This window comes from Dactylosporangium sp. CA-139114 (assembly GCF_050955725.1).
Lineage (GTDB): Bacteria > Actinomycetota > Actinomycetes > Mycobacteriales > Micromonosporaceae > Dactylosporangium.
Genome location: NZ_CP192080.1, coordinates 5,518,407 through 5,543,594, shown reverse-complemented (window position 1 = coordinate 5,543,594; position 25,188 = coordinate 5,518,407). Strand labels below are relative to the sequence as shown.

Genomic DNA, 25,188 nt, shown 5'->3' with positions numbered 1-25,188 from the left:
ATCACCCTAATGGGGTAGGTCAGCCGGTGCGCATGAACTCGTGTGCGCCACGTAACCGGGTGTGCAGGAGCTTCACCGCCAGGCCGGTGTCGAGCCGGATGTCACCGGGGCGTCCCGAGCTGCTCGCGCCACGCAGTGTGTCCACGCCGAGCCCGTCGCGTTCGGCGACGAGGACGCCCAGGTCGTACCGGCTGACCGCATCGGCCCCGGCGACGTGGATGATCCCGTGGAAGTCGCCGGCGCCGATCTCCAGCAGCGCGTCGGCGAGATCGTCGACGTGCACCGGCTTGCGGATCTCGTCGGTGAACAGCGCGCCGTCGACCCGGCCCGCGATCAGGTCGTACGTGAGCTGCTCGTGGCCGCCGTTGCCGTAGCCGACGATCAGCGACGTGCGCACGACCGCGGCCCCGGGCGCGATGGCCCGCACCGCCGTCTCGGCCGCCGCCTTCGCCGCGCCGTACGGGTAGATCGGGTCCGGCCGGTCCGCCTCCGTGTACTCACGCCCGGCGCGGCCCGAAAAGATCGCGTCGCTGGACACGTGCACCAGCCGGACCCGGTCGCCGCAGGCCAGGGCCACGTTCGCGGCACCGTCGGCGTTCGTCACCCAGTCGTTGCGGTCGCGCCCGGCCGCCGTGTGGACCACCAGGTCCGGCTCGACGGCGTCGACGACGTCACGGACCGCGTCCCGGTCGCGGATGTCGAGCCGGATCGGGCTGATCGCGGGGTCGGCGCCGCCGCGCACCGCGTCGATCCAGGGCCGCACATGGGTGCCGAGCACGGTGTGACCCGCGGCGACGGCGAGCGCCGCCACCCGTTGCCCCAGGGAGCCCGTCGCTCCGGTGATCAGGATTCGCGCCATGGGCATCAGTAGTACCGCAGAGGTACACGTGAATCGCTCCGTGGCGTGACGTGACCGGACGTGTCGCGCTCCTACCGTCCCGCCATGACAACCGCACGTGACCGCGCCGTCGACGCTCTGCGCGCCGTCGCCATCCTCGGCGTGGTGCTCGGCCACTGGCTGGTCACCGCCCTCGTCGTCGACGACGGCACGGTCCGGGTCGCCAGCCCCCTGCGCGCCGTCCCGGCCCTCGCCCCGGCGTCGTGGCTGTTCCAGACCCTGGCGCTGTTCTTCTTCGTCGGCGGGCTCGTCGCCACCCGGCGCGCCGGCGGTGCGCACCCCGGGCACCGGGCGTGGCTGTCCGCGCGCCTGCGGCGGCTGTTCCGGCCCGTCCTCGTGCTCATCGCCGTCTGGAGCGTCATCGTGATCGCGGCGACACTGTGGGGGTACGTCGAGCCGGACGGGCTCGCCGCCGCGCTGCGCTCACACACGGTGCTCAAGCTGGTCGCGTCGCCGCTGTGGTTCCTGCTCGTGTTCGCCGCGCTCACCATGGCCAAGCCGATCGTCGGGCGGCTCCACCCGGCGTGGCCGCTCGCCGTGGTGGTCCTCGTCGACCTCGGGCGGTTCGGGCTCGCCGCGCCGGCCTGGACCGGCTGGATCAACCTCGCGGCCGGGTGGCTGGTGCCGTTCTGCCTCGGCGCGGCCTGGTCCCGCGGCGCGTTCCGGTCCCGCTCGAGCGCGTGGGCGATGATGGCCGGCGGCCTCGCGGCGACGGTCGTGCTGGTGCGCTGGTTCGGCTACCCCGTGTCGATGGTCGGCGTACCGGGGCAGGGGATCTCCAACCTGAACCCGCCCACGCTCGCGGCCGTCACGTTCGGTATCGCCCAGTGCGGCCTGGCGCTCCTGGTGATGCCGATGCTGCGCCGGGTCATGCTGCGCGAGCGGCCGTGGCGGGCCGTGACCGCGGTGAACCGCTCCGCGATGACACTCTTCCTGTGGCACCAGACGTCGCTGCTGGCCGTGTCGCTGCTCGTGCCCGGACCGCTCGCCGGGCTGCACACCGCGCCGACGGGGCCGTCGTGGCTGGCCGACCGCGTGGTGTGGCTGCCGGTGTTCGCGCTCGTCCTGCTGGCCTGCCGAGCCCTGTTCCACCGGTACGAGCAGCAGCCCCCGGCACCGACGGTGACACCATCACAACCCACGGCACCGGCGCCGAGCCGGTGACGACCCGGGTTCAGCGGGCGCGGACCGTGCCCGTCCAGGCATGCAGGGCGAACCAGGCCGGCAGCGCGCGGCGCAGGTGCTCCGGCCCGAGGACACGCAGGCCGCCGTCGCGCTGGGCGTGCTGCCAGGACACGTCGCCGCGCCAGACCTCGGTCAGGCGGCGAAGCGAGCCGTGCACCGTCACCGAGACCTCGTAACCGGGATCGGCGTCGCACACGTCGGCCTCTCGGGCGGCGATCACCATCCACCAGGACCGCATCGCGCCCGGCACGTCCGTGAACTCGAAGCGCACCACCGACCGGCCGTCCGGAACAGCGTCGTGGTCGACCTGCCGGTGCATGTCCCACAGCAGCAGCTTCGGGTCCAGGTCCGCGTCGCCGAGCTCGCCGACCCAGCGCACGCCCCACACCGCGATCGCCTGCACGATCGGGGCCAGCTCGAGGCCGGCGGCCGTCAGCACGTACCGGCCGTCGACATTGCGGATCAGCCCCGCCACGGTCAGCGTGTGCAGCCGCTTCGACAGCAGCGCCGGGGACATCCGCGGCAGGCCGCGACGCAGGTCGTTGAAGCGGTCACTGCCCGCCATCAGCTCGCGCAGCACCAGCATCGTCCAGCGCTCGTCGAGCAGCTCCATCGCCTTCGCCACCGGGCAGAACTGGTAGTAGCCCGCACCCATGACCCGCAGCGTAGGGCCGCGGTCGCCGGCCGTCAGGGTTTTGTCTCGAAGGTGTCGCAGCGGGTGGTGATACAGATCTAGTACTAGTTCGCCCACTCGGCGTCGACCTAGCGTGCGCTCATGACCACGCCACTGAAGGACAAGCACCGTGCGATCTGGGCCTCCGGCGACTACGCGGCCGTGGCCGCCGACATCATCGCGAGCCTCGGGCCGATCCTCGTCGAGGCCTGCGGCATCGGGCCGGGGCAGCGAGTGCTCGACGTCGCCGCCGGCACCGGCAACGCCGCCATCCCCGCCGCCCTCACCGGCGCCGAGGTCACCGCCAGCGACCTCACGCCACGGCTGCTCGAGATCGGGCAGCGGCTCGCCGGCGAGCAGGGCGCCAAGCTGACCTGGACCGAGGCCGACGCCGAGGCGTTGCCGTTCGGTGACGCCGAGTACGACCACGTGATCTCCTGCGTCGGGGTCATGTTCGCGCCGTTCCACCAGGCGGCCGCCGACGAACTCGTCCGGGTCTGCCGGCCAGGCGGGACGATCGGGCTGATCAGCTGGACGCCGGCCGGGTTCGTCGGGCAGCTGTTCGGGGCGATGAAGCCGTTCGCGGCCCCGCCGCCACCCGGCGCGCAGCCGGCGCCACTGTGGGGTGATGAGGCCCATGTCCGGGCGCTGCTCGGCGATCGAGTCGAATCCGTGCGGGCGCAGACACGCACGGTGCGCGTCGAGCGCTTCGCGGAGCCGGACGGATTCCGCGAGTACTTCAAGCGCAACTACGGCCCGACGCTCGCCGTCTACCGGCTCCACGCCGAGGACCCGGCGCGCACCGCCGAGATCGACGCGGCGCTGGACGAGCTCGCGGCCCGGTTCCGGGCGCCCGACGGGTCGATGGAGTGGGAGTACCTGCTGCTCACGGCCTGCCGAGTGTGACGCGGCCGCGTCGCTCGGCAAGGCATCAAGCAGATGGCTCGGGTCCGCGTCGGTTGCCGACCGTCGCTCCCGCCAGACAAATGGGCGGTCCCGAGGGCCTTCGGCCAGAGGGGACCGCCCAGCCAGGTCCGCGTTGGCAAGGGCAGATACCACCGCGTGCCCGACGTCAAGGGCAAGGGCAACCACGCTTCGGGAAAAGCGGCGGGCCGTGTCCGGTCGCCGCCTGCGGTCGAGCCGACTCGGCTGACCGGCCTCGGCCGTAGGCGGTGATGACGCCGTCGGCTCGCCCGGTCGGTTCGCCCGGTCGGCTCGCCCCTCCCGGCTCGCCCCGCCGGTTCGCCCTCCGCCACGTTGACGGAGAACGCGTTGCACGGGCTTGGGCGACGGGGCGGTTACTCGCCGCACATGTGCTGCGGCACGTCCACGCCGCAGCCGGGCTGCGGCTCACACGAAACTGCCCCGCGCCGATCCCGGTGAACGTCGACGGGTTGAGCACGGCCATCCCCCACGTACGGGGGTGACGATCAAGTCGCGGATGGTTGATGGTGCCCGTGCCGGGATGCCCTGGTGCCTGGCGGGCACCGTTAGTTACTCTTCGGTAGGTGAGCACTGAGGCTTTCGTTTTCGATGCCATCCGCACGCCTCGTGGCCGGGGGAAGAAGAACGGCTCGCTGCATGGCGTCAAACCCATCTCGCTGGTCGTCGGGTTGATCGACGAGCTGCGCCGGCGCAATCCCGGGCTCGATCCCGAGCGGATCGACGACGTCGTGCTGGGCGTCGTCTCGCCCGTCGGCGACCAGGGATCCGACATCGCCCGCATCGCCGCGATCGCCGCCGGGCTCGGGGAGACCGCGGCCGGCGTCCAGCTCAACCGGTTCTGCGCCTCGGGGCTCGAGGCGGTGAACATCGCGGCCCAGAAGGTGCGCGCGGGCTGGGAGGACGTCGTCCTCGCCGGCGGCGTCGAGTCCATGTCCCGCGTAGCGATGGGCTCCGACGGCGGCGCGTGGGCGATGGACCCGGAGACCAACCTGACCACCGGTTTCGTGCCGCAGGGCATCGGCGCCGACCTCATCGCGACCATGGACGGCTACACCCGCGAAGACGTCGATGCCTACGCTCTGGAGTCGCAGACTCGCGCTGCGAAGGCGTGGGCGGGCGGCTACTTCACCCGCTCCGTGGTGCCGGTGCGTGACCGCAACGGACTCGTCGTGCTCGACCGCGACGAGCACATCCGCGAGTCGTCGATGGACGGGCTCGGCGCGCTGCCCGCGTCGTTCGCCAACATCGGTGAGCTGGGCGGGTTCGACGCCGTGGCGCTGCAGAAGTACCACTGGGTCGAGCGCATCGACCACGTGCACACCGCCGGCAACTCGTCCGGGATCGTGGACGGAGCGTCATTGGTGCTGGTCGGCAGCGAGGCCGCCGGCCGTGAGTACGGCCTCACCCCGCGGGCGCGGATCGTCTCGGCGGCGGTCAGCGGCGCCGACCCGCTCATCATGCTCACCGGCCCCGCCCCGGCCAGCCGCAAGGCCCTCGCCAAGGCCGGGCTGACCGTCGACGACATCGCCCTGGTCGAGATGAACGAGGCGTTCGCCGCCGTCGTGCTGCACTTCGCCAAGGACATGGGCTTCGCGCTGGACCAGGTCAACGTCAACGGCGGCGCGATCGCGATGGGTCACCCACTCGGTGCGACGGGCGGCATGCTGCTCGGCACGCTCGTCGACGAGCTCGAGCGCCGCGGTGAGCGTTACGGACTGGCCACGATGTGTGTCGGTGGCGGCATGGGCATCGCGACGATCGTCGAGCGACTGTGAACCGGGGGAGCGACGTGGAGATCATCCGTTACGAGCGCGGCGAGGACGGCGTCGTCCTGCTCACCATGGACGACCCGGCCCGATCCGCCAACACCATGAACGCCGCGTTCACCGAGGCGTTCACCGCCGTGGTCGACCGGCTGTACGCCGAGCAGGCCGACATCACCGGCGTCATCCTGACCTCGGCGAAGAAGACCTGGTTCGCGGGCGGCGACCTCGATCTGCTCGGCAGCCTCGGCCCCGACCAGGCGGCCGAGATCATGGCGTCGACCACGCACCTCAAGCAGCTGCTGCGCCGGCTCGAGACGCTCGGCCGGCCGGTCGTCGCGGCGATCAACGGCTCCGCGCTCGGCGGCGGCCTGGAGCTGGCCCTCGCCTGCCACCACCGCATCGTCGCCGACGATCCCCGGGTCGAGATCGGGTTCCCGGAGGTGACGCTCGGCCTGCTGCCCGGCGCCGGCGGCGTGGTCCGCACGGTGCGGATGCTCGGCGTGACCGAGGCGCTCATGCAGGTACTGCTGAAGGGACAGCGGCACCGTCCGGCCAAGGCGCTCGAGGTCGGGCTCGTGCACGAGGTGGTGCCGGCCGACGCCCTCGTCGACCGGGCCCGGGCGTGGATCGCCGAGAACCCGCACGCCGCGCAGCCGTGGGACGTCCCCGGATACAAGATTCCAGGCGGTACACCCAGTAACCCCAAGTTCGCCGCGAACCTTCCGGCCTTCCCCGCCACGCTCCGTAAAGAACTCAAGGGCGCTCCGTATCCGGCCCCGCGCAGCATCCTCTGCGCCGCCGTCGAGGGCACCCAGGTCGACCTCGACACCGCGTTCGTCATCGAAGGCCGGTACTTCGTCGAACTCGCCACCGGCCAGATCGCGAAGAACATGATCAAGGCGCTCTTCTTCGACCTGCAGGCCGCGAACTCGCGCGGTGCCGGGAACATCACGTTCCGCAAGGTCGCCGTGCTCGGGGCCGGCATGATGGGCGCCGCGATCGCCTACGTGTGCGCGAAGTCGGGCCTCGACGTGGTGCTCAAGGACGTCACGCTGGAGGCCGCGCAGAAGGGCAAGTCGTACGCCGAGAGCCGCCGCCACGACCAGGCGCTCCTGGACCGGATCACCCCGACCGCGGACGTCGCCGACCTCGCCGGCGCCGACCTGGTCATCGAGGCCGTGTTCGAGGACCCGGGCCTCAAGCACAAGGTGTTCGCCGAGATCGAGGACGTCGTCGCGCCCGACGCGCTGCTGTGTTCCAACACCTCGACGCTGCCGATCTCCCTGCTCGCCGAGGGTGTCCGCCGCCGCGCCGACTTCATCGGCCTGCACTTCTTCTCGCCGGTCGACAAGATGCCGCTCGTCGAGGTCATCCGCGGCGCCGAAACGTCCGACGCGGCTCTGGACAAGGCCCTGGCAGTCGTACGGCTCCTGAAGAAGACGCCCATCGTGGTCAACGACAGCCGCGGCTTCTTCACCAGCCGGGTCATCGGCACGTTCACGATGGAGGGCCTGCGCATGCTCGCCGAGGGCGTGCCGGCCCCCTCGATCGAACAGGCCAGTCTGCAGGCCGGATATCCGGCACCGGTACTGCAGCTGATGGACGAGCTCACCCTCACCCTGCCACAGAAGATCCGCAACGCGACCGCCGCCGCGACCAGAGCCGCCGGCGGCACCTGGACGCCGAGCCCCGCCGACGAGCTCATCGGCCGGATGGTGGACGAGTTCGGCCGGCCGGGCCGCTCGGGCGGGGCGGGCTTCTACGAGTACACGGACGGTAAGCGAACCGGTCTGTGGCCCGGCCTGCGGGAGCACTTCTCGGCCGGCTCCGCGGCCGTGCCCTTCGCCGACATGCAGGAGCGGATGCTGTTCGCCGAGGCTCTCGAGACCGTCAAATGCCTGGACGAGGGCGTGCTGACCTCGGTGGCCGACGCCAACGTGGGCTCCATCCTCGGCATCGGCTTCCCGGCGTGGACGGGCGGGGTGCTGCAGTACATCAACCAGTACGACGGCGGCCTGCCCGGCTTCATCGCCCGCGCGGAAGAGCTGGCCGAGCGGTACGGCGAGCGCTTCACCCCGCCGCCGCTGCTGCGGGCCAAGGCCGCGGACGGCTCGACCTTCGTGTGACCGACGGGTCCGGGGCGTCCACACTTCGACGCCCCGGACCCACCGGCCGGCTTTGGACGACGGTGCACGCGCCGCCGCCCCCGCGGGGATTCCGGGCATGACGCACCCGCCCGTATCGTGGCGTGACGGGAATGTACGAGGAGTACAAGGAGATTCCCGCGGCGCTGCTCGCCCGGCTGCTCGAGCGACCCCGGGACAGCGCCTGGGTCGACGGTCTGCTGTTCGAGGAGAGCCTCTGGAGCGCGGCCGTGGGCGGTCCTTCGGCGCGACCGTCGCCGGGTGCCTGATCGGTCGCCGCGTCCCGGGCCGCCGCTGTCGGACGCCTTCCGAGCTCAGCGGATGCCGTCGCGTTCCGGGTCGCCCCGGCCGGATACCTCCGGAGCTGAGCGGATCAGGTCGCGGATCGCCGCCGCCAGGCCCTCGGGCTCGATCGCCTCGCCGGTGACCACGGCCTGCAGCATCGCCCCGTCGACCAGCGCGCTGATCGCCCGCGCGGCGGTATCCCCGGTCCGCGGCGCCAGCATCGCGTGCACCCCGTCGAGCCACGCCCGCGCCAATGGCCGCAACGCCGGCACGCGGGCCGCCGCGAGATACAGCTCGTACTCGAGCAGCGCCTTCGGCTGATCCGCCACGTACGCGGCGACCAGCCGGCTCAGCGCCCCCGCCGGATCGTCCGGCTCCCGCTCGATGGCCGCCCGCCAGTCCGCGAGATCTGCGGCAACCGAGTCGCTGACCAGCGTGAGCCCGGCCGCGATCAGGTCCGGGAGGGTGGGGAAGTAGTACGTCGTGGCCCCCAGCGGCACCCCGGCGCGGCTCGCCACCATCCGATGCGTGGTCTTGCCGACCCCGACCTCGGCCACCACTTCGACGACGGCCGCGGCGAGCGCTCGCTTCCGCCCCTCGGGGTCCCGCCGCGCGTTCACCACGTCCGCTCCCTCGTCGCCTTCGGGTGTTACCACCGTGCCGTACACGCCGCGGCTCCGATCCCCTACCACCGTGCCGTGCCCGCCGCGGCTCCGACCGGACGCCGGCCGCATTCTCCGCAGTGGTTGGATCGAATCGGTCGAGCGAGCCGGCCCGGGTCCGGGGCACCACCGCTCGTGTGCGCGGGATCAGCCGGGCCACCCGGGGTCCTGTACCGGCTCGATTTGACCACGAGGCTCGGCGCGGTCAGTGCGCCCCGCCGAGGTTCAGCACCACAACGCCCGCGATCACCAGCCCGACGCCGAGCACCTTCAGCAGGCTGAGCGGCTCCCCGAGGAACATCGCCCCGATCGCCACGATGGCCGCCGTCCCGAGCCCGGACCACATCGCGTACGCCACCCCGACCGGCACCACCTTCACCGACTGGGCCATGAACAGGAATGCCAGCGTGTAGGCGACGAGCACGCCCAGCGTCGGCCACAGCTTCGTGAACCCCTCGGTGGTCTTGAGCAAGCTGGTCCCGGCGACCTCGACGGCGATGGCCAGGCCCAGCATCACGTACGCCACGGAAACCTCCCCAGATCACGTGGACTTGTACGATCGTACTAGTTTGCGGGAGGCCCCTGCGAGGCTCGCGAGTCGCGACGCCGGCCGCGCGGGTGGGCGTTTGCGGCGACCGCATCCGCTCCGGTCCGCCGCGGCACTCGCCGGTCCGCTGCGGCACTCGCCGGTCCGCCGCGGCACTCGCGGGCGGGAGGTGGCGATTACCGAATAACCGCATTACCGGTAATCGCAATGCCGGTAATTCGATCCCAGTTACTGAGCGTAGAACTGCTTGCTCGTCAGGCCGGCCCGGAGCCGCTCGAGTCACCCGCTTGCGAGCGCCTCGACGACTTTGCCGCTTTCGCCGCCTTGGTCGTCCGGCCCGAGGAGCCCGACCCTCTGGATTGTGCAGGAGCCGGCGCCGTCGTAGGGGGCGCGGTCGGGATCGACGCAGGCTGACCTGCATCCGGCTGCTTCGCCTCCGGCGACCCCGGCTTCGAGCCACTGGCTCCAGTGCTGCCCGATGCCTGGCCATCGGCCGGAACGCCCGGTGACGTCGCATCGGCGGACGTGGACTCGTCGCCCTTCGGTACGCTACCGCCGGTCACCGCCCCGGCCTCGGCCGCGGAGGTCGTTGCGGTGGCCGAGACGTCCGCCGCCCCTGTGCCCGCCGGAGCCGCCGCCGTGGTCAGCGGCCCGGTCCTGGTGGCTGAGGCCGCCGAAGTGTCCGGGTGCGGCCGGGCGGCCGCACCCGCCCCGGCGGCCGCGTCGGCGTTCGGCGCGGTCTCGGTCGGCGAGCCGGCCTGAGTGGCCGAGACCGCCGAGGTAGTCGGGGTCTGCGAGCCGGCCGGCGGCGCTGCTTCCGGTTGCGCGGCCCCACCACTGGCTGACACGACTCCACCACTCGCTGACATGGACCCGGCCTCGGTGCCGGCCGACACCGTGGAGCCGGTCGCCACCGCAGGGTTGGCCGGGCTCTCGGTGTCGACCGTGGCCACCGCGCCTTCGGCACCAACGACACCGCCGCTCACCAGCAGCGCACGTCGTCGCCGCCGCGAACGGATCACCGCGAACACCCCGACGGCGATCATCAGCACACCCAGCATCCCGATGCCGATCACGATCCGGGTGATGTCCTGCAGCGTCAGGCTCTGCAGAAACGACCGATCCACGGGCTTGGGTGCCTGCGCCTGCACGGTCGGTGCCGCAGACGGTGCAGGCGCCGGGGCATACGGTGTGTACCGCAGTATCGAGCTCGCCTTCGGCTGATCCGACGTGGTCACGAACTCGGTGCCGTCACGCGTGTAGGTGATGCCTTCACCCTGCGGCTCGCTCGGCAGTGGCGTGATCCGCGGCGCCGACCCGCCCGTGATCGCATCGACCACGTTACCGTCCGTGACGTCGAACTCGTACGCGTCGGCCATCGTGCGCACCACCGCACGCTTGCCGTCCGGGCTCAGTGCCGCACCGGTCACGACCGAGGTGCCCAGGATGCCGTACGGGTTCGTCGTCCCCGTCGCCTGCGGCCGGAACGAGCCGGCCCGCGTCAGCGGCGCCGGATTGGCGTTGTTGGCCGGCAGCGGCTGCGTGAGCGTGTACACCTCGCCGACCGGGTCCTTCGTGATGATCACCGGGCGGCCCTCACCGTCGATGATCAGCGCCTCCGCGTCGCGGGCCTTCCCGTCGGGGTACGCCAGGCGGTGAATGACCGGCGTGTTCTGCCCCGGTGCGAGGCTCCACAGCGCGATCGACGAGCGCCGGTTCCCGGAGCCGCCCGTCAGCGTGGTGTTGTCGCCGATGTCCGCGACCCACAGCGTCCCGTCCTTCGCGACCGCGAGGTCCTCCGGGTCGAAGGCGCTGCTGGGGTACCCCACACTGCGCGTCACCGCACATTGCTCGTTCAGGAAGAAGATCTTCTCCCGCGACCGCTCCACGTTGCTGTCGTTGATGACCGCGTAACCGTCCGCGGTCGCCACGATCCCCGAAATCTCGGTCAGCTGCGGGTCGCTCATCGTGCACACATAGCTACCCGGAATGGACGGGCCGAGGTTCCGGTTCGCGGAGCCCGACGCGCTCGGCCCGGGGCTGGGCGCCTTCTGCAGGACCGGCGATCCGAACGCCGCCGCCGGACTCCCGAGCGCCACCACCGCCGGCGCGACCACCAACAACACGGACGCCCCGATAGCGCCCCCGACCCGCTGCAGCATGCGCGACAGTGTCGCAGACACGCCTGAGAAACCGGCCACAGCCCGCCCCAAATCCGATCATGCCCACCCGGTCCGCCACTCCCCGGCGACGGACCGGCCGACGTCAGTCCTGAGAGAGACGAGTCGCGACACCCGGACGTTGCAGTCCGAGCCCGAGGCATTCACCGTAGTCGTGGCATCGCCCGCCGTTGACGTCCCCGTCCATGCGCCACGCAACGAGACGCCATCAGCGGAGCGCGACGCTCCGACTACCGGTGCTCGATGCAAGGCCGTCGAGGCGGCCGCGGCGGGTGAACCGGGCCGGCCGCGGTGGGCGAGCCGGGTGAGGCGGTGAGCGAGCTGGGCCTCGCCCACTCCTCGACCTCGGCCTTGACGGCCGACGCAGAGCGCGGAACGGCAAAGATTGGCCGCGGTGGGCGAGCCGGGGGTGAGGCGGTGGGCGAGCTGGGCCGGCCGCGGTGGGCGAGCTGCGCCAGCCAAGGTGGGCGAGCTGGGCAGGCGGTGGGTGAACGGCCCGGCCGCGGTGGGCCGATTTCGCTCACTCCGCCAACTTGGCTCGCTCCGCCGGCATGGCAAGCAGCGGCCGAAGTGGGTCAGATCGCAGCCGGAGCGGACGCGGCTGAGGTGGCCGCCGCGTCGGTCGGTAGCTTCGACGACACCGCCGTCCCAGTCGGTCGCCCCGAAGATGCGGCCGTGCCAGGCAACGGCTCCGACGACAACGCCGTCTCAGTCGGTCGCTCCGAAGATTCGGCCGTGGCAGACGGCGGCTCCGACGACGACGCCGCCGCGCCGGTCGATAGACGCGATGGCGCCGCCGGGGGAGTCGAACGCAGCAGGAGCGCCGCACCCGCGATCGACGCCGCCAGCAGGATCGCGCCAATGGTGAAGGCAAGCCGGTAACCGTCAGTGAGCGCGACCGGCTCCGTGCCGCCCTCGCGCAGGTGGGCGTCGGTGCGTGACGCGGCCACAGTGGACAGTCCGGCCACCCCGATCGCCATGCCCAGCTGCTGGGTCGTGTTGAACAGCCCCGATGCCAGGCCCGCGTCGTCCGGGCGCGCGCCCGACATGCCCAGCCCCGTGATGGCCGGCAGCACCAGGCCCCCGCCCGCGATGAGCAGCATGACGGGCAGGAGATCCGTCGCGTACCGGGCCTCGACCGGCAGTCTCGTCAGCCACCCGAGCGCCGCGGTGAGCAGGACCAGGCCGGCGATGAGGATCGTGCGCTCGCCGTAACGGTGGATGAGACGCGCCGACACGCCCAGTGACACGGTGGCGATGGCGAGCGCGGCCGGCAGCATCGCCAGGCCCGTCTGCAGCGCCGAGTAGTGCAGCACCCGCTGCATGTACAGGGCGATCAGGATCTGGAACGAGAACATCGCGCCGATCATCAGGATCTGCAGCGCGTTCGCGCCGGCGACCTGGCGTGAGCGCAGCACGCGCAGCGGCATCAGCGGCGTTCGCGCCCGGGCCTGGCGCAGCACGAACGCGGCCAGCAGGACGGCGGCGGCGCCGGCGGTGAGCGGACGGTTACCGCTGGTCTGTACCACGGCGTAGATGCCGGTCATCAGGCCCGCCGTCACCAGGAGTGCACCGAGCACATCCGCTCCGGCGCGCAGGCCGAGGCCGCGGTCGTCCGGCAGGTACGGCACGGCGAGCGCGAGCGTCGCCACGCCGATCGGCACGTTGATGAGGAAGATCCAGTGCCAGCTCAGGGCGTCGGTGAGCACGCCGCCGAGGACCTGCCCCAGGGACGCTCCGGCCGCGCCGGTGAACGAGAACACGCCGATCGCGCGCGCCCGTTCGCGCTGCCCGGGGAACAGGGTCACGAGGATGCCGAGGCTGACGGCGCTGGCCATCGCGCTGCCGACGCCCTGCAGGAATCGGGCCGCGATCAGCATCTCGGGGCCGGTGGCCAGGCCGGCGAGCACGGAGGCGGCGACGAAGACGACGGTTCCGGCGAGCAGGACCCGCTTGCGTCCGAGCAGGTCACCGAGCCGGCCGGCGAGCAGCAGCAGACTGCCGAACGCGATCAGGTACGCGTTGATCACCCACGTCAGGCCCTCGGGCGTCAGGCCGAGGTCGCGCTGCATGACGGGCATCGCGACCGTGACGATGCTCCCGTCGAGGATGACCATGAGCATGCCGGTCGCGAGCACGGCGAGCGCGAGCCATCGATTCTGTCTCATAAGCCCGACCGTAGCAGATCGTCTGCAACAGAACTATCTTCGAGTGGACGAATCCTGAGGGTGACGCCGCGATGGATCACACTTCGGCCGGCGGGCCTGACCGGCAAGGAAAGTGAGAGACGCGGCCGCGATCGACGACGACACTGCGCCGCGTCGCGCCGGGGTGCCCGGCCGGCGGGGCGAGCGCGACCTGGCAGCGGCCACCGCCATGCCGGCACCGAGGTCCTCCAAGGCCACCAGCCCACCGGCGGCGAAGCCCGGCGACAAGCGGCGTCAAGCTCCACGCGCCCCGAGCGAGTTCGGCAACCGTCTTCACGGCGCTCGAGATCCCCCTGTGACCGCAACGGCCGTCGCGGCCCGTGAGCAGCATGTCACTGACGAGCGCGGCGTACGCCCTGCGCCTCGACCGGCGTCGCCAGGTGACCCTGCGTCAACCGGGTCAGTGCCCGCACCAGCACCGCCCGCTCGTCCTCCGGCAGCGCGTCCAGCACCGCGGCGTGCACCGAGTCCGCGATCTGCTGGCTGCGGGCCGCCATCTCCGCACCCTCCGGCGTGACCGCGATGATCCGGGCGCGCCGGTCGGTGCTCGAGGGCCGGCGCTGGGCGTACCCGGCCTTCTCGAGCGCGTCGACGGTCACCACCATGGTCGTCTTGTCCATCCCGCCGATCTCGGCCAGCTGGATCTGGGTGCGCTCCTCACCCAGTGCATGCGTGAGCACGCAGTGCATCCGCGGCGTCAGGCCGATCTCCGCGAGTGCCGCCGTCATCCGGGTGCGCAGCACGTGACTGGTGTGATCCAGCAGGAACGACAGGTCGGGCGTGAGCGTGGCGGCCATGCCACCAGCATAGATACCCGGGTGACGGTACCTGTTCCGGTCGATGCCCCGGCCAGCGCCCACGTCAGAGGGTGCGGGGATGCTCACTGTCGGGTACCGGCTCGGGATCGAGAGCGCGGACGCTGCCGTTCGACGGATGCCCGATCCACGCGGCGCGAGCGGTCCGAGCGGTCCGAGCCGCATCCGAAGCGCCGCATCGACGACGGCATGGCGCCACTCGGTGACGGTGAGTATCCGGTCACGCACCCGATCACCGCGGGCCCGCCGCCGGAGGCCAGGGCGCGGGCGCGGTCCTGCTGCTCGCGACCGCCGTGCGCAGCGCCGCCGGACCTGGCGTGACCGCCGGCGAGCGCTACCTTGGGCGGGGCGGGCCCGACGGTTCGCACGGGGGGCCGCCGGGACGCTAAAGTAGAGCGTTCGGGCAAGAAAAAAGACGCCACCAGGGCGTCGATTGCTACATGTTAGCCGACTGGAGAGCGGATTGTCAAACCCATCCGACACAGCCGACATCGTCGAGGAGCAGGGGCGTCTGGACACGCTCTACGGGCACCTCGACCGCCTGCGTGAGGAGGCGTCGGGGCAGCTGACGAGGACGTTGCTGCAGACCGGGGGCACGCCCGCGGACCGTTCGCACCGCGACTCGCAGACGGCGCTCTACTCGGACCGGATCGCGCAGTACAGCGCGGTCGAGAACGGGCTGTGCTTCGGGCGGCTCGACTTCGCCGGGGACGAGGTCCGGTACATCGGCCGGATCGGGATCTTCGACGAGGAGAACGACTACGAGCCGCTGCTGATCGACTGGCGGGCCCCGGCGTCGCGGCCGTTCTACCTGGCCACCGCGGCCGCGCCGGACGGGGTGCGCCGCCGCCGGCACATCCGCACCGCGGGGCGGACCGTGACCGGGCTCGACGACGAGGTGCTGGACCTCAACGAGGCCCACGCCACCGGCCGCGGCGCGCACGACGGGGTGACCGGCGAGGCGGCGCTGCTGTCCGCGCTCACCGCATCCCGTACGGGCCGCATGCGCGACATCGTCGAGACCATCCAGGCCGAGCAGGACCACGTCATCCGGGCCGACCTGGGCGGTGTCCTCGTCGTGCAGGGCGGCCCCGGCACCGGCAAGACGGCCGTCGCGCTGCACCGCGCCGCCTACCTGCTCTACACGCACCGCCAGATGCTCTCCTCGCGGGTCGTGCTCATCGTCGGGCCCAACGCGACCTTCCTGCGGTACATCTCCCAGGTTCTGCCGTCGCTGGCGGAGACCGGCGTGCTGCTGGGCACCATGGGCGACCTGTTCCCGGGCGTCGTCGCCGACCGGGAGGAGCCGGCCGACGTCGCCGCGATCAAGGGCCGGGCGGAGATGGCCGAGGTGCTGGCCGAGGCGGTGCGGGACCGGCAGCGGGTGCCGTCCGAGCCGATCACGCTGCACCTGGACCTGCTCGACGGCGGCGAGGTCGTGCTGGAGCCGGCCGTGATCGAGGACGCCCGCGAGCGCGCCCGCCGCTCCGGCAAGCTGCACAACCTCGCCCGCCCGACCTTCGACACCGAGATCATCCACGCGTTGTCGCTGCTGGTGGCGGACACGATCGGCATCGACCCGTACGCCGACGATCCGCTCGGCGGCGACGACGCCCCGGGCGACCCTCAGCTGCTCGACGAGGCCGACCTCGCCGAGATCCGCCGCGAGCTGCGCGGCGAGGCCGAGGTGCTGGGTGCCCTGGACTGGCTGTGGCCGATCCTCACCCCGCAGCAGCTGCTCGCCGGGCTGTTCGCGTCCGACAAGCGCCTGGCCGCGGCCGGGGCCGACCCCCGGCTCAAGCGCGCCCCGCGGGAGGGGTGGACGCCGGCCGACGTACCGCTGCTGGACGAGGCCGCCGAGCTGCTCGGCGAGGACGAGACCGTCCTGGAGATCCTGGCCGAGCGGCGGCGACGGCAGCAGATCGCCTACGCCGAGGGGGCCCTGGAGATCGCGTTCGGGTCGCGGTCGATCGACGTCGAGGACGAGGACGACCCCGAACTGCTCTCCGTCACCGACCTGCTCGAGGCCGACCGGCTCGCCGAGCGGCAGGACGAGGGCGAGGCGCTCACCCCGGCCGAGCGGGCCGCCGCCGACCGCAAGTGGGCGTTCGGGCACGTGATCGTCGACGAGGCCCAGGAGCTGTCGGCGATGGCGTGGCGGCTGCTCATGCGCCGCTGCCCGAGCCGCTCGATGACCGTCGTCGGCGACGTCGCCCAGACCGGCGACCTCGGCGGCGCGTCGGCGTGGGGCGACGCGCTCACCCCGTACGTCGGGGACCGCTGGCGGCTGCGCGAGCTCACCGTCAACTACCGCACGCCCGCCGAGATCATGTCGGTCGCCGCGCTGGTCCTCGCCGGGATCGACCCGGACCTCGAACCGCCGCGGTCGGTCCGTCAGGCCGGCGTCGAGCCGTGGGTGCGCGGCGTCGGCGAGTCCCGCCTCGGCGACGCGCTCGCCGAGGCGGTCGAGCAGGAGGCCGAGGCCGCCGGCGAGGGCCGCCTGGGGGTCATCCTGCCCGGAGGGATCTTCGATGATCTGGTACCGCATGTGCGAAAGGCAGCCCCCGACGCCGCCCTCGGCGAGGAGCCGGACCTCACCACCCGGGTCGTCGTGCTGACCGTCAAGCAGGCGAAGGGCCTCGAGTTCGACGGCGTCATCGTGGTGGACCCGGAGCGGATCGTGGAGGAGTCGCCGCGCGGCGCCAACGACCTCTACGTGGCCCTGACCCGCGCGACGCAGCGGCTCGGGATCCTGCACCCGGGTTCGCTGCCGGACTCGCTGCACGCGGTCATCGGCATGTGATCGGGGAGGGGGAAGTCGGGAGCGTGATGGGTCGGACTCCAGCACGCTCACCGAACCGAGAGGAGCCTAGCAACCGCTGCGCCGCCCTCTCACCGGAGGTGGCAGGTCATCGGCGGACGCCGGGAAGTGGCCGGATTCGTTCACCGGCCGTCCCCGGCGCCGCCGAGGTTCTCCGGTGCGGGTGGGGGCGCCATGCCCGCCGGTCCACCACGCTCCCGGATCGGTGGAGACTCAGGCGTCGTCCTTGCGGCGCCAGGAGTCGACGTACAGCGCGATGAGGACCAGCACGACCACCGCGAGGCCGAGTATGATCCAGACGAATACGGCATCGCCCCCCATGCGGTGACGGTACCGGGACAACCCCCCGCGGGGCGTCGCACGCACGAGTGACAGCGGGCTTGATACGGTCCGCTGCGATGACCGCGCAATTCGTGCTCGACAACACCACCCTCGGCCCGGTGCCGCTCACCCCCGAGATCCGGCTCCGGCTCGCCGACGAGGCGATTGAGCTGTGGGAACGGACCGAAAGTGATCAGGGCGCGCAGATGCCCCCGCCCTTCTGGGCGTTCGCGTGGGCCGGCGGGCAGGCGCTCGCGCGGTACGTCCTGGACCACCCGGACCTGCTCGCCGGCCGCAGCGTGCTCGACCTCGCGGCCGGCTCGGGGCTGGTCGCCATCGCGGCGATGAAGGCCGGCGCGGCGAGCGTCACCGCGGTCGAGATCGACGAGCTCGCGGTCGCCGCGATCGGGATCAACGCCGAGGCCAACGGGGTCGCCGTCACCCCACTGCTCGCCGACGTGCTCGAGCGCAACCCCGACGCCGAGGTGGTCCTCGCCGGGGACGTGTTCTACAGCCGCGAGATGACCCGCCGCATGCTGGACTACCTGCGCCGGGCGGCCCGCGGCGGGGCGACGGTCCTCGTCGGCGACCCCGGCCGCGCCTACCTGCCGCGCGAGCACCTGACGCTGCTGGCCGAGTACGACGTGCCGGTCCCGCAGACCCTCGAAGACGCCCCGGTCAAGCGCACCACCGTGTGGTCGGTCAACCCGTAGCCATGACGATCCCCGAGCGCCGCACCCCGCCCGGCCTGCCCGCCCCCGCCGACGGGTCCGCGGACTTCACCGAGGCCTGGCTGGCCAACCGGCGCCTGTCCGCGCACACCCGGGCCGCCTACCGCCGCGACGTCCACCAGTTCCTCGCCTGGTGCGCCGGGCGCGGCCTGGACCCGTTGCGCGCCTCGTTCCTGCACGTCAACGCGTACGCCCGCGACCTGGAGACCACCGTCGACGGCCGCACCGGCCGCGTGATGGCCCCGGCGAGCGTGGCCCGGAAGCTGTCGGCGCTGTCGAGCTGGTACGCGTTCCTGCTGCGGCTCGAGGCGGTCGCGGCCAACCCGGTCGGCGGCGCGGACCGGCCCCGGGTGAACCGCGACGTGTCCGCGACCGTCGGGCTGGCCGCGGCCGAGGTCGACGCGATGCTCGCCGCCGCCGACCGCCTCGACGGCCCGACCGCCGCCCGCGACCGGGCCATCCTCGCCCTGCTCGCCGACCTCGGCCTGCGCGTCGGCGAGGTCGTGGCCCTGGACGTCGAGGACCTCGGCGCCGAGCGCGGCCACCGCACCGTGCGCTTCACCGGCAAGGGCGGCAAGGCGCGGCGCCGGGCGCTGACGCCGGGGGTCATCCGCGCCATCGACGACTACCTACCGCAACGCGGCGACGCCCCAGGGCCACTGTTCGCCACCGCGACCGGCGGCCGCGTCGACCGTCACGCAGTGTTCCGCCTCGTGCGCCGCCTCGCCCGGGACGCGGCGGTGCCCGCCTGGGAGCGCCTGAGCCCGCACTCGCTGCGGCACGCGTTCGCGACGACGGCCCGCGACGAGGGCGTGCCCCTGGAGGACGTGCAGGACGCGATGGGCCACGCCGACCCGCGCACGACCCGCCGCTACGACCGGGACCGCTACAACCTCGACCGCGACCCGGCCCACACGCTCGCCGCCGCCCGCGCGAGGCGAAGAACGTAGAGCAGCTTGCTCGGGCCCGCGTCACCTGCGGACCGTCGCTCCCGCCAGGGACCCCGCTGGGGCCCAGCATTCGCCGGCCCGAGCGGGGCGACGTCCGCGGTGGCAAGAACGGACCACGCCCGACGAGGCGGGACAGTCCCCGGCCCCGCGCCCGGACCGGCGATCGCGGCCGCGCGGCGGCACTCTGCGTCGGCGCCGGTATCGGGACCGGCGACCAGGCCTGGCCGGCCCCCACGCCGCGCTCGTGACCACGGTCGGCCCCGGCCCGGCCACGCCGCGCTCGTAGCCACGGTCGGCCACGGCCGGGAACGCGGCATCGGGATCGCGACCAGGCCTGGCCGGTCCCCCAACGCCGCGCTCCTGGCCACGGTCGGCCACGGCCGGGAACGCGGCATCAACCGGGAACGCGGCATCGACCGCGCCATGAGCAACGCCGCCCTGAGCGTCGGTGCACTTCCTCGCCACCGCGCCGCCCGACACCGACACCGAAGGCTCCTGGCCGCCGTACGCCGACACCGGACGCCCCCTGGCCGCCGCCTGCCGTCGCCGATCGCCCGTCGCCCGGCAGCCGTCGTCACCCGTCACCCGCCGTGGTCTCGCCGGTGGCGCTGCGGCAGCGCCGGCGAGCCCGGGGGTAGGCCGTCGCCGCCCATCGCACACCGTCGCCGTCCGCCGGTGCCGACGGTCGCGGCCGCGCACGTGGTCCGCCGGGCCGCGGTGAGCGCGTCGACGACGACCACGGGCAGCGCCGGCCGCGCCGGCCGGACCAGGAGGGCGAGGTGTCCTTGCTCTTGCCACCGCGGACCCGGCTGGGCGGTCCCCTCCGGCCGAAGGCCCTCGGGACCGCCCATTTGTCTGGCGGGAGCGACGGTCTGTGACTGACACGGACCCGAGCAAAGCACCCGCTCTTACGCCACGTTGAGCAACTGTTCGAATCCGGCGTGCAGATCCGCCGAGATGTCCGCGTTGCCCAGGCGCCGCAGAATCCACAGCGACGCCAGCAGCGCCGGCCCCTCGTCGCCGTGCTCGGCCGCCCACGCGGCGTGCTCGAGCAGCAGGGCGGCGGTCAGCGCGTGCCCGAGCCGCAGCGCCAGCTCCCGCGCCCCGGCCACCACCCGCGGGTCGCGGGGGTCGGCCGCGGCGGTCGCGAGGTCCGCGGCGAGCCGGGCCGTCGCGGCGGCGAGCGCCTCGGCCACGCCCGGTAGCCGGTGGGTGGCGGCATCCGCGGCCGCGGTCAGTCGATACAGCAGCGGCTTGGCGCCGTCACCCGACGTGAGGGCTCGCAGCACGTCGACGGAGAGCACGTTCGTGGTCCCCTCCCAGATCGGCAGCACCTGGGCGTCGCGCAGCAGCCGCGGGATGCCGGTGTCCTCGACGTACCCGGCCCCGCCGAAGCACTCCAGGTATTCGCTGGCCGAGGCGACCGCGAGCCGCCCGGTCGTGAGCTTCGCCAGGGGGGCCGCCAGCCGCAGCTCGGCCGCCGCCGCGGCGTCGCCGTGCTCGGCCCGGCCCAGCAGCGCGAACGAGTGCGCGGCCAGCGCGAACGCCCCGGCCGCGTCGACCGCCAGGCCGCCGAGCGTGGCCCGGTGCAGCGGGTTGGCGGCCAGGACCCCACCGGCGACGGTCCGCTGCGAGGCGTAGGCGAGCGCGTACTCCAGGCCACGGCGCATCCCGCCCGCCGCCGCGGCCGCGTTGTGCAGCCGCGTGACCACGACCAGCGTCATCATCGCGGCCAGGCCCGGCTGTCCCGGGTCGGTCAGCGGATGGGCGGCGACCCCGTCGAGGCGGACCTCGCCGGTCGGGACCGCGCGCGTGCCGAGCTTGTCCTTGAGCCGCAGCACCTGCAGCCCGGGCGCGGGGGAGCGGCCGTCGGCGCCGTAGCGCGGCACCAGGAACGGCACCAGGCTCCTGCTGCCGGGCCCGGCGCCCTCGGGCCGGGCAAGCGCGACCGCCATCGCCGAGTCGATCGCCGAGCAGAACCACTTGTCGCCGGTCAGCGCCCAGCCGCCGGCGCCGTCGGGGCGCGCGGTGGTGCTCGAGCGCGCGATGTCGGAGCCGCCCTGCGACTCGGTCATCCACTGCCCCGACGTGACCGCGACCGCCGGATCGGTCGAGACCAGCCGCGCCAGCCACTCGCCCTGGGCGCCGGTCTGCGTGAGCAGCGCCGCGGCCCCGTCGGCCATCGCGACCGGGCACGAGAACGTCGCCGACTCCGGCCCCCACACGTGCAGCAGCGCCTGCTGCACGACCCGTGCCCCCGGGCCCCACGTGTCGCGGGCCTCGGGGAGGTACGGCAGCGCGACCACGGCGTGACGCGCCGCCGCCGCCCGCTGCGCCTGCCAGCCGGCCGAGGTGTCGACCCGCTCGATCCGCTCGCCCCACCCGTCGAAGCGGGTCAGCGTCGGCGGGTGCGTCTCGGCGTCGTGGTGCGCGGCGCGCAGCGGCCCGAGCACCTCCGCGGACAGGTCCGCCAGGCGCTGCTTCACGGCCGCGTGCCCGTCCTCGCCCAGCAGCCGGTCCAGCCAGCTGCGCAGTTGCGGGTCGGTAGTGTAAGGGTCACGCAGCGTCGGCCCGGTCTGCACGAATCGCGTCATGGCTGACACGTTACCGTCCGGTACGGTCGCGCTCTCGTTGCGTGGGAGCCGCGATACTGGTACGCGTGACCCTCCGCATCGACACAGCCCAGCGCCGCGCCCGCCTCGCCGTGCGGCACGGGCTCGCCGGGCCGGTACCGCCGGGGAAAACCCCTGAGGACGTCGCCGCCGAACTCGTCGCGCTGCACGCCACCGACCCGGCGACCGTCCACCTGTCCGTCGCGGCGCGCCTGCACCGGCCCCTCGTCGCGACCGTGGAGGACGCCCTGTACGAGCGGCGCACGCTGCTGCGGATGCTCGGCATGCGCCGCACGATGTTCGTGGTGCCCTCCGGCTTCGCCGCCGTCGTCCAGGCCGCCGCGACCCGGGCGGTCGCGGCCGAGCAGCGGCGGCTGCTCGTGAAGCACCTGACCGAGGCCGGGGTCGGCGACGCGGCCTGGCTCGACGACGTCGCCGAGTCCACGTTCGAGGCCCTGCGCCGCCGCGGCAGCGCGACCGCGGCCCAGCTCGCCGCCGACGAGCCGAGACTGCGCAGCCTGCTGGTGTTCCCGCAGGGCAACCAGTACGTGACCAGCCGGGTCCTGTTCCTGCTCGCCGCCGACGGCCGGATCGTGCGCGGCCGGCCCCTCGGCACGTGGATCAGCAGCCAGTACGCGTGGTCCTGCCTGCCGGACTGGCTCCCCGAGCCGATGGCCGACCTGGACCCGGCCGAGGCCCGCACCGAGCTCGCCCGGGCGTGGCTGGCGCGCTTCGGCCCCGGTACAGCCGCCGACCTCAAGTGGTGGACGGGCTGGACGATGACGCACACCCGTGCGGCCCTGCGTGCGCTGGAGGCCGTCGCGGTCGAGCTCGACGGCGGCGAGACCGGCTATGTCCTGCCCACCGACACCGCCCCGGTCGACGACCCCGGCCCCTGGGTGGCGCTGCTGCCCGGACTGGACCCGACGGTCATGGGATTCCAGGAGCGGCAGTGGTACCTCGGCCCGCACGCGCCGGCCGTGTTCGACCGCACCGGCAACGCCGGCCCGACGATCTGGTCGGACGGCCGCATCGTCGGCGGCTGGGCGCAACAGCCGACGGGCCGCATCGCGTGGGAGCTGATCGAGGAGGTCCCCGCGTCCGTGCGCAAGGCCGTCACCCGGGCCGCGAGCGAACTCGAAGGCTGGCTGGGCGACGCCCGGGTGACTCCCCGGTTCCGGGCCCCGCTCGAGCGGAAACTCGCGGACCCCGCCGGTACGGTCGTCGCATGACGGTGATCTGCTGGGCGCTCGCCGGACTGGCGAGCGCCTACACGGTGGTGCGCGCGCTGGGAGCCGAACGCGGCACCCCGCTGGTGCAGTTGATCACGTACACCCCGTACGCCGCCGTGGGCGCCCTGCTCCTGGGCTCGCTGGCGCTCGTCGCCCCGGTGCCCGGGCTGATCCTGGCGGGCTGCGGGGTCGTGCTCGCCGCCCTGGTCGCGCCGCGCCTGGTGCCGCGCCGCCGGCCGGTCGAGGGCGTGCGGCTGCGGGTGATGTGCGCGAACCTGCTGTACGGCCGCAACGCCACCCCGGCGTTCGTCGACCAGCTGAAGATCGACGACATCGACGTCCTCGCGGTGCAGGAGCTCACCGCGGACGGCCTGGCCGCGCTCCACGACGCCGGCATCGACGCCCTGCTGCCGCACCGCGTCGTGGCCCCCGCCCCGGGCGGCGGCGGCTCGGGCCTGTTCAGCCGCCACCCGATCACCGGCCCGCAGACGAGAACCCTCGAGGCGATCGCGATGTGGCAGACGGCCGCGACGGTCCACGTGCCCGGCGCCGGCCCGGTCCTGATCGAGTCCGCGCACCCCTACCCGCCGCGGCTGGGCCGGGTCGGCATCTGGCGCGACCAGATCGCGGCCCAGGCGACCCCGTCCGCGGACGAACCGCCGCGCGTCCTGCTGGGCGACTTCAACGCCACCCTCGACCACGCGGTGCTGCGCGGCCTCCTGCGCGCCGGCTACCGCGACGCGGCCGCCGAGCGCGGGCGGGGCCTGACGCCGACGTGGCCCTTGCGCACCGAGACCCTGCCGTTCTGGACCCCGCCGATCACCCTGGACCACGTGCTGGTCGACGAGCGCATCGGCGTGCGCGAGTTCGGCTCCCGGCCCGCGGGCGAGAGCGACCACCGCCCGGTCGTCGCCGAGCTAGTCCTCCCGCCGGCGTAGCCGCCGGGTCAGGGCCCACGCGTCCGCGACCGGCCCGAGGTGCGTGAGCTTGTCCGGGTTGATCACGACGCGGATGGTCCGCACGCGGCCGTCGAGGACGTCGAGCGCCATCGTGTGCAGGACCCGCCCGTCCCGGTCACGCGCGACGGCACCCGGATCGCCGTTGACCTCGCACGGCTCGAGGGTGATCGCCGCGCGCGCCATCCGCGGGAAGACGGTGGCCAGCAGCCGGGCCACGTGCTCGGCGCCCGCGACCGGCCGGGTCAGCTGCGGGGCCTTGCCGCCGCCGTCGCCGACCACGGCGACATCGGCGGCGAGCAGCGACTGCAGCCCGGCCACGTCCCCGACCCGCAGCGCGGAGAAGAACCGGGCCGCGAGGGCGGCCCGCTCGCCGCGATCGGCGGTGAACCGGGGCCGCCCCTCGGCCATGTGCCGCCGCGCGCGCACCACGAGCTGCCGGCACGCCGCCTCCGACCGGCCGACGGCCGCGGCCACCTCGGGGAAGCCGAAATCGAACACCTCCCGCAGCACGAACACGGCCCGCTCGAGCGGGCTGAGCCGTTCGAGCAGCAGCAGCGCCGCCGTGGACAACGAGTCCGCGAGCTCGGCGGCGCGCTGCGGGTCCTCGTACGGGTCGGTCAGCAACGGCTCGGGCAACCATGGCCCGGCGTACGTCTCCCGCCGCACCCGAGCCGAGCGCAGCACGTCGATCGCGATGCGGGTCACCGTCGTGGCCAGGAACGCCTTGACGTCACGTGGTCGGGTCGGCGTCGCGGCGTACCGCAGCCAGGCCTCCTGCACCGCGTCCTCGGCCTCGCCCACGCTGCCGAGCACGCGGTACGCGATCGAGAACAGCAGCCCGCGCAGCCCCTCGAACTCCTCGGCCCGATCCACGTCAGCCGACCTGCGCCCACACCACGAACGCGGCCAGCCCGAGATACACGAAGTTGAGCCCGGCGAGCCCGACCTCGCCCCGCCGCCCGTGCGTGACCGCCGCTCCCACCATGAGCACCATCCAACACCCGGCGGTGACCGCCGGGAGCACGAAGTACCCGGCCACGGCGCACAGCTCGAGCACGCCGAGCGTGCGCACGAACCACCCCGGCGCCGCGCCGGTCCACCCGGCCCCGTGCATCGAGGCGAGCTTCGCCTTGGGCACGAACGTCTTGGTGACGCCACCGGTGAGCGCCACGAACGCGAGGATCCACTGCACGATGTTCATGCCCTCGTGACGAGGCAGCCGCCCCGCCGGTGACATCGCCGTCACGGTGATTGC

Annotated in this window: 20 protein-coding genes; 10 read left to right on the top strand and 10 right to left on the bottom strand. The window is 73.3% G+C overall.

What is annotated here, in order from left to right:
* Positions 1–19: 19 nt before the first annotated feature.
* Complete coding sequence (locus tag ACQP2P_RS24295; protein ID WP_433604309.1) at positions 20–865, bottom strand: SDR family oxidoreductase; 846 nt, start codon at positions 863–865, stop codon at positions 20–22.
* A gap of 78 nt (positions 866–943) precedes the next feature.
* Here ACQP2P_RS24295 and ACQP2P_RS24290 point away from each other — a divergent pair, with 78 nt between their 5' ends.
* Positions 944–2,062 carry an acyltransferase family protein gene (locus tag ACQP2P_RS24290; RefSeq protein WP_433604307.1) on the top strand — a complete coding sequence of 373 codons (1,119 nt, stop codon included), beginning with the start codon at positions 944–946 and terminating at the stop codon, positions 2,060–2,062.
* Positions 2,063–2,072: 10 nt separating this feature from the next.
* Here the strand turns inward: ACQP2P_RS24290 and ACQP2P_RS24285 are convergent, their stop codons facing one another.
* A complete protein-coding gene (locus ACQP2P_RS24285; RefSeq protein ID WP_433604305.1) occupies positions 2,073–2,738 on the bottom strand; it encodes a winged helix-turn-helix transcriptional regulator in 666 nt (221 codons plus the stop codon).
* Between the two features lie 120 nt (positions 2,739–2,858).
* On the opposite strand from ACQP2P_RS24285, the gene ACQP2P_RS24280 reads away from it, so the two are divergent.
* From ACQP2P_RS24280 to ACQP2P_RS24265, 4 genes are all read left to right on the top strand, one after another.
* Positions 2,859–3,662: a class I SAM-dependent methyltransferase gene (locus ACQP2P_RS24280; protein ID WP_433604303.1), complete on the top strand. Its 804-nt coding sequence runs from the start codon at positions 2,859–2,861 to the stop codon at positions 3,660–3,662.
* A 602-nt stretch (positions 3,663–4,264) separates the two neighbouring features.
* Positions 4,265–5,476 (top strand): acetyl-CoA C-acetyltransferase, encoded by a 1,212-nt coding sequence (locus ACQP2P_RS24275; protein WP_433604300.1) that lies wholly within the window; start codon positions 4,265–4,267, stop codon positions 5,474–5,476.
* Between the two features lie 65 nt (positions 5,477–5,541).
* Entirely contained in the window at positions 5,542–7,593 is a 2,052-nt protein-coding gene (locus ACQP2P_RS24270; RefSeq protein WP_433619239.1) for a 3-hydroxyacyl-CoA dehydrogenase NAD-binding domain-containing protein, read from the top strand.
* Between the two features lie 122 nt (positions 7,594–7,715).
* Positions 7,716–7,880: a hypothetical protein gene (locus ACQP2P_RS24265; RefSeq protein ID WP_433604298.1), complete on the top strand. Its 165-nt coding sequence runs from the start codon at positions 7,716–7,718 to the stop codon at positions 7,878–7,880.
* A 45-nt stretch (positions 7,881–7,925) separates the two neighbouring features.
* On the opposite strand, the gene ACQP2P_RS24260 is transcribed toward ACQP2P_RS24265, so the two are convergent.
* The 5 genes from ACQP2P_RS24260 to ACQP2P_RS24240 all read right to left on the bottom strand — a co-directional run bounded on the left by ACQP2P_RS24260 (position 7,926) and on the right by ACQP2P_RS24240 (position 14,289).
* Positions 7,926–8,519 carry a TetR/AcrR family transcriptional regulator gene (locus ACQP2P_RS24260; RefSeq protein ID WP_433604296.1) on the bottom strand — a complete coding sequence of 198 codons (594 nt, stop codon included), beginning with the start codon at positions 8,517–8,519 and terminating at the stop codon, positions 7,926–7,928.
* 244 nt (positions 8,520–8,763) lie between these two features.
* Positions 8,764–9,084: a DMT family transporter gene (locus ACQP2P_RS24255; protein ID WP_433604294.1), complete on the bottom strand. Its 321-nt coding sequence runs from the start codon at positions 9,082–9,084 to the stop codon at positions 8,764–8,766.
* A gap of 275 nt (positions 9,085–9,359) precedes the next feature.
* Positions 9,360–11,318 (bottom strand): hypothetical protein, encoded by a 1,959-nt coding sequence (locus tag ACQP2P_RS24250; protein ID WP_433604292.1) that lies wholly within the window; start codon positions 11,316–11,318, stop codon positions 9,360–9,362.
* A 542-nt stretch (positions 11,319–11,860) separates the two neighbouring features.
* Positions 11,861–13,453: an MFS transporter gene (locus tag ACQP2P_RS24245; protein WP_433604290.1), complete on the bottom strand. Its 1,593-nt coding sequence runs from the start codon at positions 13,451–13,453 to the stop codon at positions 11,861–11,863.
* Positions 13,454–13,824: 371 nt separating this feature from the next.
* Positions 13,825–14,289: a MarR family winged helix-turn-helix transcriptional regulator gene (locus ACQP2P_RS24240; protein WP_433604288.1), complete on the bottom strand. Its 465-nt coding sequence runs from the start codon at positions 14,287–14,289 to the stop codon at positions 13,825–13,827.
* 481 nt (positions 14,290–14,770) lie between these two features.
* Between ACQP2P_RS24240 and ACQP2P_RS24235 the strand changes: the two genes are divergently transcribed.
* The 3 genes from ACQP2P_RS24235 (at position 14,771) to ACQP2P_RS24225 (ending at position 19,130) form a co-directional block, all read left to right on the top strand.
* Complete coding sequence (locus tag ACQP2P_RS24235; RefSeq protein WP_433604286.1) at positions 14,771–17,110, top strand: HelD family protein; 2,340 nt, start codon at positions 14,771–14,773, stop codon at positions 17,108–17,110.
* Positions 17,111–17,526: 416 nt separating this feature from the next.
* Positions 17,527–18,162 carry a class I SAM-dependent methyltransferase gene (locus ACQP2P_RS24230; RefSeq protein ID WP_433604284.1) on the top strand — a complete coding sequence of 212 codons (636 nt, stop codon included), beginning with the start codon at positions 17,527–17,529 and terminating at the stop codon, positions 18,160–18,162.
* 2 nt (positions 18,163–18,164) lie between these two features.
* A complete protein-coding gene (locus tag ACQP2P_RS24225) occupies positions 18,165–19,130 on the top strand; it encodes a tyrosine-type recombinase/integrase (RefSeq protein WP_433089733.1) in 966 nt (321 codons plus the stop codon).
* Between the two features lie 908 nt (positions 19,131–20,038).
* Here the strand turns inward: ACQP2P_RS24225 and ACQP2P_RS24220 are convergent.
* A complete protein-coding gene (locus ACQP2P_RS24220; RefSeq protein WP_433604281.1) occupies positions 20,039–21,724 on the bottom strand; it encodes an acyl-CoA dehydrogenase family protein in 1,686 nt (561 codons plus the stop codon).
* A gap of 65 nt (positions 21,725–21,789) precedes the next feature.
* Between ACQP2P_RS24220 and ACQP2P_RS24215 the strand changes: the two genes are divergently transcribed.
* Entirely contained in the window at positions 21,790–22,974 is a 1,185-nt protein-coding gene (locus tag ACQP2P_RS24215; RefSeq protein ID WP_433604279.1) for a winged helix DNA-binding domain-containing protein, read from the top strand.
* Complete coding sequence (locus tag ACQP2P_RS24210; protein WP_433604277.1) at positions 22,971–23,912, top strand: endonuclease/exonuclease/phosphatase family protein; 942 nt, start codon at positions 22,971–22,973, stop codon at positions 23,910–23,912. The genes ACQP2P_RS24215 and ACQP2P_RS24210 overlap by 4 nt, the downstream gene beginning before the upstream one ends.
* On the opposite strand, the gene ACQP2P_RS24205 is transcribed toward ACQP2P_RS24210, so the two are convergent.
* A complete protein-coding gene (locus ACQP2P_RS24205) occupies positions 23,892–24,806 on the bottom strand; it encodes an RNA polymerase sigma-70 factor (RefSeq protein ID WP_433604275.1) in 915 nt (304 codons plus the stop codon). The genes ACQP2P_RS24210 and ACQP2P_RS24205 overlap by 21 nt on opposite strands.
* A gap of 1 nt (position 24,807) precedes the next feature.
* Complete coding sequence (locus ACQP2P_RS24200; protein ID WP_433604273.1) at positions 24,808–25,170, bottom strand: DoxX family protein; 363 nt, start codon at positions 25,168–25,170, stop codon at positions 24,808–24,810.
* Between the last annotated feature and the right edge of the window lie 18 nt (positions 25,171–25,188).